The sequence below is a fragment of the Mucilaginibacter terrae genome (genome assembly GCF_031951985.1).
GTDB classification, from domain to species: domain Bacteria; phylum Bacteroidota; class Bacteroidia; order Sphingobacteriales; family Sphingobacteriaceae; genus Mucilaginibacter; species Mucilaginibacter terrae_A.
The window spans coordinates 4241284-4257346 of sequence record NZ_JAVLVU010000001.1; the positions used below are offsets into that span (position 1 = coordinate 4241284).

A 16063-nucleotide genomic window follows, 5' to 3' on the forward strand; every position below is an offset into this window, starting at 1 on the left:
TTGATGAAGAAACAGATCATCTACATAATAACTGCCTTATCGCTGCCTGTAAGCGTTTTTGCGCAGCTGGTTGATAAAACCCCTGCTGCTGTGCCCAACGCGCCTGCCGTTTTTAGTACCGAACCCTGGGAAGATCCTCTGGTGAGCGGTATCAACCGCGATGCCTCACGTGCCACAGCATACTCATTTGCCACAGTGAACGAGGCCGTGCAGGGCGATCGCGAAAAATCGGGTCGTATGATTTCTTTGAACGGTCAATGGGATTTCTCGTTTGCCGAAAAACCTGCCGATGCACCTAAAGATTTTTATAAAAGCCGTGTTAGCGGTTGGAAGAAAATAGCTGTGCCTTCAAGTGTGGAAATGCTGGGTTATGGCAAGCCTATTTACAAAAGCGCGGTATACCCGTTCCGCCCGGTTAACCCGCCGTATGTACCGCATGATGTTAATGGTGTGGGCAGCTACCAGCGCACGTTTACCCTGCCTGCCAACTGGAAAGACATGAACGTTACCCTGCATTTTGGCGGCGTAAGTTCGGGCTTTAAGGTTTGGCTGAATGGCAAGTTTTTAGGTTATGGCGAGGATAGTTTCCTATCATCGGAGTTTAATATTACTCCGTATTTACAGGCTGGTGAAAATATCGTTTCCGTACAAAACATCCGCTGGAGCGATGGCTCTTTTTTGGAAGATCAGGATCAGTGGCGTTTGAGCGGCATTCACCGCGAGGTAATACTACTGGCCGAACCTAAACTACGTATTGCCGATTTCTTTTATCAAACCAAACTGGATAAGCAGTATAAAGATGCTGTGCTTAGCATTCGTCCGCGTATGGAGAACTTGACCGGTAAAGCTATAAACGGTTATCAACTTAAAGCGCAGTTGTTTGATAAGAATAGCGAAGCAGTTTTTGAAAAACCATTGCAACGTAGTGTAAACGATATTATAAACGAGATATACCCGCGTTTAGATAACGTGAAGTTTGGTTTGATGGAAGCAAAAGTAAGCAACCCGGCCAAATGGAGCGATGAACAACCTAACCTTTACACGCTTACGCTGTCGTTAGAAGATAGTACCGGCAAAGTATTGGAAGTTAAAAGCTGCAAATTAGGTTTCCGCAGTGTAGAGTTTGCGAAGGATAACAGCAAGCTGCTCATTAACGGTAAGGTGACTTACCTGTACGGTATCAACCGTCCCGACCACCATGCAGTTAAAGGTAAAGCCCTTTCGCGCGAAGATATTTTAGAGGATGTGCGCACCATTAAGCGTTTCAACTTCAATTGCATCCGTACCAGTCATTACCCTATGGACCCGTACCTGTACGACTTGTGCGACCAATACGGCATTTTAGTGATAGACGAGGCTAACCTCGAAACTCACGGTTTAGGCTCGAAACTAAGCAACGACCCTCAATGGACCAGCGCTTACCTTGACCGTGCCACCCGTATGGTTATGCGCGATAAAAATCACCCAAGCATTGTGATATGGAGTTTAGGCAACGAGGCCGGTCGCGGACCAAACCATGCTGCTATGGCAGCGTGGATACACGATTTTGACATTACCCGCCCGGTACATTACGAACCTGCACAGGGAACACCACAGGCCGAAGGCTACATTGACGTAACCGATGCGCGTTACCTCAAACCAAACGACCACTCGCACCGCCTGCAAAACCCTATTGATGAGCCTTATGTAGATATTGTGAGCCGCATGTACCCGGCATTATATACCGCGCCATTGCTGGCAAACCAAAAGAACGGCGATAAGCGCCCCATTTTCTTTGTAGAATACTCGCATGCCATGGGTAACTCGAACGGTAACCTGAAAGACCTTTGGGACCAATGGCGCTCATTACCGCGCGTAATTGGCGGTGCCATTTGGGAATATAAAGACCAAGGCTTGCTGAAACGCGATTCATCAGGAACAGAGTTTTTTGCCTACGGCGGCGATTACGGCGAAAAGTATTTCGATAACTTTACCATTAAAGGAACGGTAGCGTCCGATGGTCGCCCTAAGGCTGCCATGTTTGAAAGCAAGCATGTTTTTCAACCAGTGGTAAGCGAGTTGGTTGATGCTGCCAAAGGTTTAGTGAAAATCACCAACCGCAGTGCCGTACAATCTTTAGCCGGTTTTGGTATTTTGTTACAGGTACGTGAGGACGGTAAAGTTGTGGTGAGCAAACCGATACCATCTATTAACCTTGCGGCTGGAAAAGATACCGTTATTAACATTAAGCCATACTTGCCCTCGCTAAAAGCAGGGCACGAATATTTGGCCGATATACATTTCAACTTAGGTAAAGATGAACTTTGGGCCGCTAAAGGTTACGAAATAGCTTCAGACCAGTTTGCGCTGACAGGTTTAGTACCAATCAAAGCAGTATCAGCCAATGGTGCGGTTGCATTGAATGATGGCGCTGATGCTTACACACTAATCGGTAAAGGCTTTAAAGTAAGTATCAACAAGCAAAATGGTGCGCTAAGCTCGTACGTGTTTAATAACCAGGAGCAAATATCAGCCCCTTTACTACCGCATTTTACTCGCCCGGTAACCGATAACGACCTGCGTGGCTGGAAATCTAATAAAAAATTGAAGCCGTGGTATACATCAGTTCCTAAACTTAAAAACGTTGCTGCCAGTAAACTGTCCAACGGTTCGGTTGCCATAACCAGCAACTATAGTATTGTAGGTGATAGCGCCGCTGTTACTGTAACTTATACCGTTAATACAACAGGTGTGGTTAAGGTTGATTATAAGTTTGCGCCAAAAGTAAGCGGCTTGCCTAACCTGCCCAAAGTGGGTATGCAAGGAGGCATTAAACGCAGTTACGATAATATCAGCTATTATGGTCGCGGCCCGTTGGAAAACTATATTGACCGTCGCAGCGGTTTCGAGGCGGGAATTTACAGCCAGTCTATCACCGATTTTATGGAGAATTACGCCGTACCACAGGAAAATGGAAACCGCACCGATGTGCGCTGGATGTTCCTGAATGATAAAAAACAGGACGGTCTTTTGGTTGTAGCTGATAGCCTGCTGAGCATGAGCGCCTGGCCTTATACCGAAGCTAACATTGTAGGTGCCAAACACACCAACAAGTTGAAAGATGCCGGTTACATTACCCTCAATATCGATTTAATACAGATGGGCGTAGGCGGCAACGACAGCTGGTCGGACGTGGCGGCACCGCTGGATATTTACCAGATAGCGGCTAAGCCGTATAGCTATGGTTTTAGTTTGTTGCCTTGCAAGGCTACCGCTGCTAATGTGAGTGGTGTGGTGAGTAAGGTGAAGAGTGGGAAGTAGAGAGACTAAATAGTAAACCCGTTATTGCGAGGTACGAAGCAATCTCTGAACTGTGCCTGAACGCCTTGCATCCGCAGAGATTGCTTCGTACCTCGCAATGACGGAGGAAGAGGGTGGCCGCGTTAGGGATAGCAGTGAAAAGCCCGGAGTGAAGCATAGCGGAACAAGGACTTGTAACGGATAGCCCGACCCGGAGGGTAACGCCCCAAAAAAGAAAAATGGCAACGAGGTTAATAATTTAATAGAGAATGAAGAAGAACCTGATAAAATATTTAACGCTTGGTATTATATGCCTGAGTTCTTCTATCGATAAAAATTTTGCGCAAACCGGCGCAAAAAACTCCCAACAGCCCGATCTTGAAAAACTGTTTAAGAATCCACCTTACGCGGCAAAATCCTGGGCTATATGGTATTGGATGCAGGCTTCGGTGAGCAAGACGGGTATAACCGCCGATTTGGAAGCCATGAAGAATGCCGGTTTGGGGGGCGCTTATTTAATGACCATTAAGGGCGTGGCAAACCCGCCGTATATGACGCCGCCGGTTGAGCAATTGTCGCCCTTGTGGTGGGATATGGTGAAGTTTTCGATGCAGGAAGCCGACCGCCTGGGGCTGAAGATGGGCATGCACGTGAGCGATGGTTTCGCGCTGGCTGGTGGTCCGTGGATTACGCCCGAGCTATCGATGCAAAAGGTGGTGTTTAGCAAAACCATGGTTAGCGGCGGAAAGCAGTATAACGATACATTGCAATGCCCCGAAAGCTACAAAGGCTTTTATAGAGATATTGCCGTGCTGGCCTACCCATCGCCGCAAGGAGCGGGTGTTAGCAGTGCTGCCCTAAAGCCTAAAATAACAACCAACTTACCCAATACCGATGTACAGTATTTAGCCGAACCGGGAAATAAAAAGACTTTTGCTACTACCGATTCGTGCTGGATACAGATGGAATTTGCACAGCCGTTTCTGTGCCGTTCGCTGGTGGTTCATACGGCATCACCCAATTACCAGGCGCAGCGTTTGCGTGTTGAGGTAAGTGATGACGGTAAGGTGTTCCGTAAGGTAGGGCAGTTGTTGCCACCGCGCCACGGCTGGCAGGATGCCGGTATAGACGTTACGCATACCATTACGCCAACCACAGCCAAGTATTTCAGGTTTTACTATAATCGCGAAGGTTCGGAGCCGGGCGCGGAGGATCTGGACTTTGCCAAGTGGAAGCAGTCGTTAAAAATTACAGGTATTGAGCTATCGTCCGACCCAAGCATTAGTCAGTTCGAAGGTAAAACCGGCGAGGTTTGGCGCGTAAGTAAAAACACAACGGCCGAACAATTACCGGCTGAACTGTGCATCAATAAAAATAAAATTATTAACCTTACCGATAAGCTGGATGCCAGCGGCCGCCTCAACTGGAAAGCGCCTGCCGGCAACTGGACTATATTACGTATTGGCCATACCTCAACCGGGCATACCAATGCTACGGGGGGCAAAGGTGCAGGTTTGGAGTGCGATAAGTTTAACCCGGTTGCCGTTAAAATGCAGTTTGATAACTGGTACGGCGAAGCTTGGAAACAGATTGGACCCGAGCTGGCAAGCCGTGTATTAAAGGTATTCCATATGGATAGCTGGGAGTGCGGCAGCCAAAACTGGTCGGCCTCATTTGCGCAGGAGTTTAAGCAGCGCCGCGGGTACGATTTAATGCCTTATTTGCCTGTTATGGCGGGTATTCCGGTGGAAAGCGCGGCAGAATCGGAACAGGTACTCGCCGATGTGCGCCAAACCATTGCCGAGCTTATTGTTGATAAATTCTACGTTACTTTGGCTGACTTGGCGCACCAAAAAGGCTGCACGTTTACTGCCGAAAGCGTTGCTCCAACTATGGTGAGCGATGGCCTGCTGCATTACAGCAAAGCCGATGTTACCATGGGCGAATTTTGGCTGAATAGTCCTACACACGATAAACCTAATGATATGTTAGACGCCATCTCGGGCGGGCATATTTATGGTAAAAACATCATCCAGTCAGAATCATATACCGAGTTGCGTACCATGTGGAACGAGCATCCGGGTATGCTGAAAGCCTTGGGCGACCGTAACCTGGCACTGGGTGTCAATAAAATTGATTATCACGTAAACATGCACAACCCCTGGACCGACCGTAAACCCGGAATGACCCTCGATGGTATTGGCTTGTTTATGCAGCGCGATCAAACCTGGTATAAGCCCGGTCGGGCATGGATTGAGTACGTAAGCCGTTGCCAGGCATTACTTCAGCAAGGACACCCGGTTACCGATATTGCCGTGTTTACCGGCGAAGAAACTCCGCGCCGGTCGTTATTGCCCAATAGGTTGATACCTACACTGCCCGGTCTGTTTGGTAATGAACGTGTTGCCCGCGAAAAGGAACGTTTGGCTAATAAAGGCTTGCCTATGCGCACCATCCCCATTGGGGTAAACAGCAGTGCTAACATGCTTGGTTCCGAAGATTTAATAGACCCGCTGCGTGGTTATAAGTATGATTCATTTAACCTGGATGTGCTCATGCGTTTGGCTAAAGTGGTTAATGGCCGTGTTGAATTACCCGGCGGAGCAAGTTATAAGGTGCTGGTTGTGCCGGGCAGTACGCAAATGTTGCCAAATGGCGCGGTGCGGTCGGCAGCGGTGGTTAGTAAACTCAATCAACTTATTGCCGATGGTGCTACGATAATTTATCACCCGGAGGCTGGTCCGGCGTTAAAGCAAAGTGGCAAAGGCAAACTGCTTGTTGGGCCTTACGTACAGCCAGATTTGAACAGCATTGGTTTGGAACGAGATTTTATGGCGAACGAAAATGGCAAACGTGCTGATAGTATTTCGTGGAGCCACCGTTCTGGCAATGGCTTCGAGTTGTATTTTATATCAAACCAGTTGAGCGCCAAACGTAAGCTGGAAGTATCGTTACGTTTAACAAACCAAACGCCCGAATTATTTGACGCCCTTACCGGCGAAATCAGCGAAGCACCGGGCTGGAGGATAGATAATAGCAGAATATTAATTCCTGTGGAATTGGAAGTTGGCGGATCGGTATTTGTGGTGTTGCGCACACCAACCAAATCTTTAGCCGGTGCGGTAAAGACTAAACCCACACCGCAAAACGTTCAAACCTTATCAACGGCCTGGAGAGTTAGCTTTGATCCCCAATTGGGCGGACCCAAAGCGCCTGTAAAGTGGAACACTTTGCAAGACTGGAGCCTATCAGCCGATTCAACCATCCGTTATTATTCAGGAACTGCCGTTTACAAGCAAAATTTCAATTGGAAGGCTGCTGCCAAAACAGGTGAAAGTGTATGGCTTAATTTAGGTAAGGTAGATAACCTTGCCGAGGTAACTGTTAATGGTTTGCCTTGCGGTGTAGCCTGGACAGCACCTTATCGCGTAAATATTACAAAAGCCCTTAAACCGGGCAGCAACCAAATTAAAATAGAAGTAACCAATACTTGGGCCAACCGCCTTATGGGCGATCATCGGTTGCCTAAGGAAAAACAGATTACGTGGACCAACGCGCCATACCGTTTAGATGGCAAACCATTGTTGCCGGCAGGTTTGATGGGGCCGGTGATTTTGGAAAAGGTTGGCAGATAATACCAATCAACCCGTCATGCCGAACTTGTTTCGGTATCCCATGGATAAGTATTAACATGCATGTTTACTTTGCATGTGAGGTGCTGAAACAAGTTCAGCATGACAGATTTTTTTAAATGGCGCAGAATCGTAGAGACACAATACCTTGTGTCTCCCGACGAAAAGCGGAGTTTGCGTTAGGTATAGTAGCGGAAAGCCCGGAATGCAGCATAGCGGAACGAGGACTTGCAGCGAATAGCCCGGGCCGGAGGCAACGTCCTGATTAGAGAATAGAATAAGTAAAATTGTCATTGCGAGGAACGAAGCAATCACCGCCAGAAATGTAGGCGACATGCAAAGTGGGGATTGCCACGCTATCGCTCGCAATGACACAACTGGAACTATGATGAAGAATTTGACTAAAATAAAATGTGTAGTTGCGCTGTTGGCCCTGGCTGGTACGCAGGCTATGGCGCAAAGCAAGGCGCTGGTTAACACCTCCCAAAGTAAGTATGCCAAGCTGGGGAGTTTGGATATGGGTAACGTTGCCTGGACTAAGGGCTTTTGGGCCGATCGTTTTCAGGTGTGCCGCGATACCATGATCCCGAACCTGTGGAAGGTATATACCGACCCCAATGTGAGCCATGCCTTTAAAAACTTTGAAATTGCCGCAGGTTTAGACACTGGTTCGCACTCAGGGCCGCCGTTTCATGATGGCGACTTTTACAAACTGTTTGAAGCCGTGGCCAGTATGTACACCGTTACTAAAGACCCTAAGCTCGATGCCTTAATGGACAAAACCATTGCCGTTATTGCAAAAGCCCAGCGCGCCGATGGCTACATACATACACCAACCATTATTGCCCAGCACAACGACCCCAAAAACGCCAAGGCATTCGCCGATAGGTTGAACTTTGAGACCTATAACTTAGGTCACTTAATGACGGCTGGTTGCGTGCATTACCGCGCTACCGGCAAAAAAACGTTATTAAATGTAGCAATTAAGGCTACCGATTATTTGTATAACTTCTACCAAAAAGCGTCGCCCGAGTTGGCGAGGAATGCTATTTGCCCGTCGCACTATATGGGTGTGGTGGAGATGTACCGTACCACGCGCGACCCTAAATATTTGGAGCTTTCGAAAAACCTCATTGATATTCGCGGTTTGATGAAAGACGGTACCGATGATAATCAGGACCGTATACCTTTTCGCCAGCAAACCAAAGTAATGGGTCATGCTGTGCGTGCCAACTACCTGTTTGCCGGTGCTGCCGATGTTTATGCCGAAACCGGCGATCAATCGTTAAAAGATGTTTTGGATTTGATGTGGAATGACGTGGTTACCCGCAAAATGTACGTTACCGGTGGTTGTGGTGCGCTGTATGATGGTGTGTCGCCAGATGGTACCTCGTACCAGCCAACCGATGTACAGAAAGTACACCAGGCTTACGGCCGCGATTACCAGTTGCCAAACTTTACCTCGCATAACGAAACCTGCGCCAACATTGGCAACGTGCTTTGGAACTGGCGTATGCTGCAAACTACAGGTAAAGCGCAATATGCCGATGTTATGGAATTGGCACTATACAACAGCGTTCTTTCGGGCATCAGCCTTAACGGTAAAAACTTTTTGTATACCAATCCCATGAGTTATTCGGATGATTTGCCGTTTAACCAGCGCTGGTCTAAAGATAGGGTGCCTTACATTAAGCTTTCAAACTGCTGCCCGCCGAATGTGGTGCGTACCATTGCCGAGGTGAGCGATTATGCCTACAGCGTGTCAGACAAAGGCTTGTATTTTAACCTTTACGGCGGCAATGCGCTGAATACAAAACTAAAAGATGGGTCGGCCTTAAAACTTAATGAGGTGACCGAATACCCTTGGGATGGTAAAGTGAGCATTACTTTACAACAGGCTCCTAAAAGCACTTATTCGATGTTTTTACGTATACCGGGCTGGTGTAAAAATGCCACACTTTTGGTAAACGGTAAAGCTGTTGAAACTGCCCTAACCAGCGGTGAATATGCAGAGGTTAACCGCCAATGGAAAGCTGGTGATAAAATTGAGTTGAACCTGCCTATGCCGGTACAGTTATTAGAATCGAATCCGTTGGTAGAAGAAACCCGCAACCAGGTAGCGGTAAAACGTGGCCCGGTGGTGTATTGCCTCGAATCGGCTGATTTGCCAAAGGGACAAAAAGTATTTAACGTTGCCATACCGGTAAAAAATGATTTAAAGCCGGAGTTGATCAAGATAGAAAACAGCCCAATTATGAGTTTAACCGGCAAAGCCGATTTACTGGGTGAGGCAAGCTGGAAAAATACTTTATACCGCGAGATAGGTACCAACAACTCAAAAGTTAATGTGCGTTTAATACCTTATTATGCCTGGGGTAACCGTGGGCATGTAGATATGGCTACGTGGTTGCCGGTGGATAGATAAAACGAAAGCATTACTATGTTATAATCTATATTCAAATTATAACGAAGTAATGCTTTAAAATTTATGCTTTGCGTTGAATATTACAACAGCTCAGGTTTAATGTTTTCGGTAAACTGTTTGGCAAACTTGTTGAGCTTGGGCTGTATTACAAAAGCGCAGTAAGGTTTCATTTGATTATCATTAAAATAATTTTGATGATACTGTTCAGCTTTATAAAATTCGCTGATGGGTGTAACCTCAGTTACAATCGGGTTATCAAATACCTGCTCTTCGGTAAGTTTTTTTATCATGGCTTCAGCTTGTTGTTTTTGTTCATCGGTATGATAAAAAATGGCCGAGCGATATTGCGTACCCACATCATTACCTTGGCGGTTTAGCGTAGTGGCATCATGAGTTTTAAAGAATATCAGCAACAGTTCGTCAAAACTTACCTCATTGGCATCATACTCTACTTGTACAACCTCGGCATGGCCTGTATCGCCGTTGCAAATTTGCTCGTAACTTGGATTGATGGTTTGGCCGCCTGTGTAGCCAGATGTTACTGATTTAACCCCTTTTATAGTTTGGAAAATGGCCTCGGTGCACCAAAAGCAGCCGCTGCCAAATGTAGCATTCTGTGTGTTCATGATTAAAGTTACACGAAAAGCATGCCATTGTAATGATGCGAAATTAATATGAATGTAAATTCATAGGCCTTGAGTATAGCCTGTTAAAAATTAGGTGAGCAGTAATTAGTTCAATTGTGTTTTCTGAACAGGCATTTGCTACATTTGCAGTCAACCAAACTATACCTATTATGATTAATTACCTTTCATCTGCCATGCGGACGGCGTTATGCTGTGTTATGTTACTAAGCGCATTGGCTACCAATGCTCAAAAAAAGCCTTTATTTAATGTGATTGCCTTTTACACCGCCAAGGCCGATTTAGCACACATCAGTTACGTGCATGAAGCCAACCGCTGGTTACCACAAATGGCTAAAAAATACAATTTTGTGTATGATTCCACCAGTAACTGGAGTAACCTGAACGCGCAGTTTTTAGCTAAATATCAAGTAGTGTTATTTTTAGATACCCGCCCCGAAGATCCACAACAACGGCTGGCTTTTGAGCAATATATGAAAAACGGCGGCGCATGGATGGGTTTTCACTTTGCGGCCTTTGCGCTTAATAAATCGGCCGTACCGCAAAACTGGGATTGGTATCATGAAGAATTTTTGGGTTCGGGTGGGTATGGCAGTAATACCTGGCGACCAACATCTGCCATTTTGCGAGTTGAATTACCCAAACATCCGGCGGTTAAAGGCCTGCCTAAAACCTTTAAGGCTTCGCCCAACGAATGGTACCGCTGGCAAAATGACTTACGCAAGAACCCTGATATCAATATCCTCCTGGCTATTGATTCTACCAGCTTTCCGTTAGGCACCGGCCCCAAGGCCAGCGAAATATGGCACAGCGGCTATTACCCGGTAGCGTGGAGTAACAAAAAGTACAAAATGATCTACGTAAATATGGGACATAACGATATGGACTACGAGCACAAGTACGATAATACCAACAAAACCTTGTCGTACACCTTTGATAATGAAGAGCAGAATAAGTTTATTATCAATAGTTTGTTGTATTTAGGCAAGAACTAACCCCTTTGAATGAGAAAGCCCACATGAGTATGAGAAATCATTCCATTTGAGAATAAGCTACTCTTATAAGGAGAGACTTTAAAAGCCCTTCCGCCTAAGGCGGAGAAGGGTTTGCGTGGGGCTATATAAAACAAAAGGGTTAGCACTGCACTGCTAACCCTTTTGTTTTATGCTACCAATGCTTCCGGTTCTTCGGCAATGGTTGGATTAACCGTTACATCGTCCTTTTCAACACGCAGGTTTGCCACAATGTGCTGCTGGCGGGTTGGCGTGTTTTTACCCATAAAATATTCGAGCAGGCCTTTTATGTTGGCATCCTTCAAAATAACAGGGTCGAGGCGCATGTCTTTGCCAATAAACAAGCCAAACTCATCGGGCGAAATTTCGCCCAAACCTTTAAATCGGGTAATCTCGGGTTTGTTGCCCAGTTTGGCTATGGCATTGCGGCGCTCTTCGTCACTGTAACAATAAATGGTTTCCTTTTTATTACGAACCCTGAATAGCGGCGTTTGCAAAATAGAAACGTGCCCGGCCTTCACCACATCGGGGAAGAACTGCAAAAAGAAGGTCATGATGAGTAAACGGATGTGCATACCGTCAACATCGGCATCGGTGGCTATCACAATGTTATTGTAGCGCAGGCCGTCAATACCGTCTTCAATATTCAGGGCGTGTTGCAGCAGATTAAACTCCTCATTTTCATACACTACCTTTTTGGTAAGACCAAAACAGTTTAGAGGTTTACCTTTTAAGCTGAACACGGCTTGGGTAGCAACATCACGCGATTTGGTGATCGAACCGCTGGCCGAGTCGCCCTCGGTGATGAATAGGGTAGTGTCTTGTTTACGCTCATGGGTATCATCATAATGCACCTTACAATCGCGCAGTTTACGGTTGTGTAATGATGCTTTTTTGGCACGCTCGTTAGCCAGCTTTTTAATACCAGCAATATCTTTACGCTCACGTTCCGACTGCAGGATGCGCTTTTGCAAGGCATCGGCAGTGGCCGGGTTTTTATGCAGGTAATTATCCAGCTGCGTGCTTAAAAAGTCGTTAATAAAAGTACGAACGGTTGGACCGTCTGGGCCAATGTTTTGCGAACCCAGCTTGGTTTTGGTTTGCGATTCGAATACCGGCTCCTGCACTTTAATGGCTATGGCTGCCACTATAGAAGCACGTATGTCGGCCGCATCATAATCTTTTTTAAAGTGATCGCGGATTGTTTTTACCACCGTTTCGCGAAAAGCCGCCTGGTGGGTACCACCCTGCGTGGTATGCTGGCCATTTACAAACGAGTAATACTCCTCGCCGTATTGCTGGCCGTGTGTCATGGCTATCTCTATATCTTCGCCTTTTAGGTGGATGATAGGGTAGCGGATGTTCTCCGCATCTGTTTTACGGTCGAGCAGGTCTTTAAGGCCATTTTCCGAAAAGAATTTCTGCCCGTTAAAGTTGATAGTAAGGCCCGCGTTCAGGAACACGTAGTTCCATATCATATTTTGCACAAACTCCGGTATAAAGCGGTAGTTGCGGAAAATGCTGTCGTCTGGGTAAAAATTAATAGCAGTGCCGTTGCGCTGGGTAGTTTCTTTTTCGGCTTCGTCGCGTACGAGTTCGCCTTTGGCAAATTCGGCAATTTTAGTGCGGCCATCACGGTATGATTGTACGGTAAATGAGGTTGAAAGCGCATTAACCGCCTTGGTACCCACACCGTTCAAACCAACCGATTTTTGAAAAGCCTTACTGTCGTACTTACCACCGGTATTAATTTTCGATACACAATCGATCACTTTACCCAGCGGAATACCGCGGCCATAATCACGAACCGACACTTTGTGGTCGTTCATGCTCACATCAATACTTCGGCCCGCGCCCATCACAAACTCATCTATAGAGTTGTCCACAATCTCTTTAAGCAACACGTATATACCATCATCGTAAGCCGAGCCATCGCCCAGTTTACCAATATACATGCCCGGCCTTAGGCGAATATGTTCCTTCCAGTCGAGCGAGCGTATACTGTCTTCACTATAATTGATTTCTTCTGCCATGTGAATATATTACACGTCATTGCGAGGTACGAAGCAATCTCTGAACTTTGGATTAAACAAATGGCGTTCAAGTGCATACGCAGGGATTGCTTCGTACCTCGCAATGACGATTTCGTTCTCTTCAAACATACTAAAAATATTGGCAATTGCCAAAGCCGGGTATCTATTTAAAGCGCATACAATCGCGCGCTTTATTGATGTTCTTGAAAAAATCAGGCCCTTTTACGTTGGTTAAACAAACGGCCAGTAAATAGCCGGTATGGTCTTTTTGCAGGGCAATAATAAAAGCGTATTTGTAGTGCTTGGTTTCGGGTAAATCGGCCAGGTTAAGCAGATATGTTTTTCCGGCATCGGCGTTGTATTGTTCTAAGAAATCGGTTGACAGGCTACGCGTAAAAAATTTAGTATCATCGCTCAACGCAGCGGCATGTGCCCGTGCAGCTTCAACATAAGCACTATCCGGATTGGCCAGTGTTTTGCCGCTCACGTTTTTCATTTGCTCATAACTTGCCCAGTTTTGTTTAAGAGAGTGTACCTGTAACCATATTTCAAAATCTTGCCCGGGAATGTTCATCCCGTAGTCAAACGAAAAATTTTCATTATTGGCGGCAGCCACTTCTTTAAAAGGTAAGGGCTGGCGAAACTCGATCCCGGCTTCGGCTGCGTTTTTAATAAAGCTGGAGAGGGTTGTGCTCGTGGTTGGTCGTGCTGCTGGTTTTGTAATTTTAGATTTTTTATGTTGAGCTTCAACAGTAAGCACGCCAAAGCATAAAATGCCCGCAGCAAGTAGTATTATTTTGCTAATTTGCTTACCAATGGTTTTCATTACCTTAATCAGTGCATCGCTTAGTTTGTGCCTGTAAAAATACAGTTATACTGATATAGCAAATGTAAAATATTAATTGAAAAATAAAACTGTAACGTAAAATAATGAGTATAAAACCGCTTTTAAGCCGCTTCGACATTACCATGATCGTGATAAGCCTCATTATTGGTACCGGTATATTTAAAACCCCGGGCGAAGTGGCTTTGCGTACAGGTACCCCCGAACTATTTTTTGCAGCCTGGATAGTGGGCGGTATTGTTACCTTGTGTGGCGCACTCACCTTTGCCGAAATTGGTGCACGTTACCCCACCACAGGCGGTTTTTACAAGCTGTTTTCATACTGCTATCATCCTGCTTTTGCCTTCATGATCAACTGGGTAGCCATTATTGCCACCACGGCATCGGTTGCGGCAGTTGCCCTTATAGGTGCCGAATACCTGAACCCGCTGCTGTTACCTCAGGCCTTACAAAATGCTACCGGCACTAAAATTACCACCACCATTATGGTTTTGGTAGTGTATTTTATTAACCTGCTGGGTATTAAAACCAGTGCCCGTACGCAAAACTTGCTCACTATTTTTAAGGTGGGCATGATCATATTATTGTGTATGGCCATTTTTATGAGCGATGGCAAAGCTAATATTACAACCGTTGCGTTACCGCAAGGCAATGCTATAGCCTCATTTGGGTTGGCATTGGTGGCTGTGTTTTTTACCTACACCGGCTATCAGCAAACCATCAACTTTGGGGGAGATGTGGTTGATGCCAAAAGCAATATGCCCAAGGGTATTTTTATAGGTATTGCCGTGGTTATTGCGGTTTATATGGCGGTTAACTTTGCCTATTACTCGGTTTTGGGCATGGGCGGACTTCAGCAAAACACCGGTTTGGCGGCCAAAATGGCTTCGGTAGTGTTTGGGGATGTGGGCTCGAAAGTTACATCGGTGCTCATGTTCGTATCGGTACTGGCTTATGTAAATGTAAACATCATGTCGGTACCAAGAATGTACTATGCAATGGCCGAGGATGGCATTTTGCCCGCCGTTTTTAAAAATGTTAACCAGCGCACTCAAACGCAGGTATTTGGTATGAGTTTTTTTGTAGCTACGGTGCTGGGTATTCTACTATTGGTAAGCTCATTTGGCGAAGTGCTTAACTATGCTATATTTTTTGAATGTATAGGTTTGAGCACGGCCGCCATTGCTATTTTTATATTACGTAAGCGTACCCGTGAGCTTGATGGCACCGGCATTTACACCATCAAATGGTACCCGCTGGTACCCATTGTATTTATTGTGGTTTACTGGTTTGTTATTATCAGCATATTTATGGCCAATCCAAAGGCTATAATGGTTTGCCTGGCTGCGTTTATAGCCGGTTTAATTATTTATTACATAGTTAAGCCGAAACAAGCGAACGCCACTTTATCCTCACATTAAAAAACAATTGATAATGTACATAGGCCTTACCTCAACAAGGGTAATGCAGGTTGGTAAAACAACGATTTTTTGTAATGCTCTCTTACTGCATTTACGCAGATGAACAGAATATTGTAGGCGTACATGGCCGGAATGAAGAAAAATACAACCAAATCAGGGAGGAATAGTAAAGGGTTGACGAAGTGAAATATTGCTCCTCCAATCATTATTGCATTGTATACTATGAAGATTATACACCAGGTGATTTGAAAGTTTAACACTCTTTTTACGGTGCTATTTACCTCTGCTATTTGCTTTCCTTTAGTTACCCACATAAAATAAGGAACTAAAACACCAAGTAATGGGAACACAATAAAGCTTAACGCCGATAAATGTATCATTGTCAAATAGCTACTATCTACAGGCAACTGGGGTTGAAATGTTGCTGTCAGTTCACTTACTTCCACACCTAAACTGCTTGCCAGTCTTTGCAGGGTGTCTCCCCGGGGTTCGGTTTCGCCGCTCTCAATGCGTTGAATAGTGCGCAAACTGAGTTGGGTTTGCGTGGCGAGGTAATCTTGCGAGTAGCCCTTGGCTATTCGTAGGTTTTTAATTTGGTTTGATAAGTCTTGGTTTTTCATGGCTGTACATTTTTTTGTAAAGCTACCCCGTTGGGCGATAATAAATGTACGGCATGTTTACGGCATTTTTATGACAATGTGGTTTAATGCACGATTAAAAGTAGATAAGGTAACGCAGTGCTGCTAATCACCCGACTATTTTAGGGAGGTAT

The 16063-nt window shown here is 45.7% G+C and carries 9 protein-coding genes; 5 read left to right on the forward strand and 4 right to left on the reverse strand.

All coding sequences use genetic code 11. The features are described 5' to 3' along the window. Positions 1-3 precede the first annotated feature (3 nt). The 3 genes from QE417_RS18070 (at position 4) to QE417_RS18080 (ending at position 9336) form a co-directional block, all read left to right on the forward strand. Positions 4-3300: a glycoside hydrolase family 2 TIM barrel-domain containing protein gene (locus tag QE417_RS18070; RefSeq protein WP_311951977.1), complete on the forward strand. Its 3297-nt coding sequence runs from the start codon at positions 4-6 to the stop codon at positions 3298-3300. Positions 3301-3548: 248 nt separating this feature from the next. Continuing rightward, positions 3549-6914 carry a glycosyl hydrolase gene (locus tag QE417_RS18075; protein WP_311951979.1) on the forward strand — a complete coding sequence of 1122 codons (3366 nt, stop codon included), beginning with the start codon at positions 3549-3551 and terminating at the stop codon, positions 6912-6914. A gap of 382 nt (positions 6915-7296) precedes the next feature. Continuing rightward, the gene (locus tag QE417_RS18080; protein ID WP_311951980.1) at positions 7297-9336 is read left to right on the forward strand and encodes an aceric acid hydrolase; all 2040 of its coding nucleotides are present in this window, start codon (positions 7297-7299) and stop codon (positions 9334-9336) included. Positions 9337-9416: 80 nt separating this feature from the next. Here QE417_RS18080 and msrA read toward each other — a convergent pair whose 3' ends face one another. After that, on the reverse strand, positions 9417-9962 hold the full coding sequence (msrA, locus tag QE417_RS18085) for a peptide-methionine (S)-S-oxide reductase MsrA (RefSeq protein WP_311951982.1): 546 nt from the start codon (positions 9960-9962) through the stop codon (positions 9417-9419). Positions 9963-10132: 170 nt separating this feature from the next. Between msrA and QE417_RS18090 the strand changes: the two genes are divergently transcribed. Then, positions 10133-10975: a ThuA domain-containing protein gene (locus tag QE417_RS18090; protein ID WP_311951983.1), complete on the forward strand. Its 843-nt coding sequence runs from the start codon at positions 10133-10135 to the stop codon at positions 10973-10975. 167 nt (positions 10976-11142) lie between these two features. On the opposite strand, the gene QE417_RS18095 is transcribed toward QE417_RS18090, so the two are convergent. Then, complete coding sequence (locus QE417_RS18095; protein WP_311951985.1) at positions 11143-13026, reverse strand: DNA topoisomerase IV subunit B; 1884 nt, start codon at positions 13024-13026, stop codon at positions 11143-11145. Between the two features lie 163 nt (positions 13027-13189). Further along, complete coding sequence (locus QE417_RS18100) at positions 13190-13852, reverse strand: hypothetical protein (RefSeq protein ID WP_311951987.1); 663 nt, start codon at positions 13850-13852, stop codon at positions 13190-13192. A 104-nt stretch (positions 13853-13956) separates the two neighbouring features. Here QE417_RS18100 and QE417_RS18105 point away from each other — a divergent pair, with 104 nt between their 5' ends. Then, positions 13957-15291, forward strand: a complete 1335-nt coding sequence (locus tag QE417_RS18105; RefSeq protein ID WP_311951988.1) for an APC family permease — start codon at positions 13957-13959, stop codon at positions 15289-15291. A 26-nt stretch (positions 15292-15317) separates the two neighbouring features. On the opposite strand, the gene QE417_RS18110 is transcribed toward QE417_RS18105, so the two are convergent. Continuing rightward, positions 15318-15911, reverse strand: a complete 594-nt coding sequence (locus QE417_RS18110) for a helix-turn-helix domain-containing protein (protein WP_311951989.1) — start codon at positions 15909-15911, stop codon at positions 15318-15320. Between the last annotated feature and the right edge of the window lie 152 nt (positions 15912-16063).

Excerpts from the sequence above, each read along its gene's own strand:
- QE417_RS18095 (WP_311951985.1), bottom strand. The coding sequence starts at position 13,026 with ATGGCAGAAGAAATCAATTATAGTGAAGACAGTATACGCTCGCTCGAC.
- QE417_RS18075 (WP_311951979.1), top strand. The coding sequence starts at position 3,549 with ATGAAGAAGAACCTGATAAAATATTTAACGCTTGGTATTATATGCCTG.
- QE417_RS18110 (WP_311951989.1), bottom strand. The coding sequence starts at position 15,911 with ATGAAAAACCAAGACTTATCAAACCAAATTAAAAACCTACGAATAGCC.
- QE417_RS18080 (WP_311951980.1), top strand. The coding sequence starts at position 7,297 with ATGATGAAGAATTTGACTAAAATAAAATGTGTAGTTGCGCTGTTGGCC.
- QE417_RS18105 (WP_311951988.1), top strand. The coding sequence starts at position 13,957 with ATGAGTATAAAACCGCTTTTAAGCCGCTTCGACATTACCATGATCGTG.
- QE417_RS18070 (WP_311951977.1), top strand. The coding sequence starts at position 4 with ATGAAGAAACAGATCATCTACATAATAACTGCCTTATCGCTGCCTGTA.
- QE417_RS18100 (WP_311951987.1), bottom strand. The coding sequence starts at position 13,852 with ATGAAAACCATTGGTAAGCAAATTAGCAAAATAATACTACTTGCTGCG.
- msrA (WP_311951982.1), bottom strand. The coding sequence starts at position 9,962 with ATGAACACACAGAATGCTACATTTGGCAGCGGCTGCTTTTGGTGCACC.
- QE417_RS18090 (WP_311951983.1), top strand. The coding sequence starts at position 10,133 with ATGATTAATTACCTTTCATCTGCCATGCGGACGGCGTTATGCTGTGTT.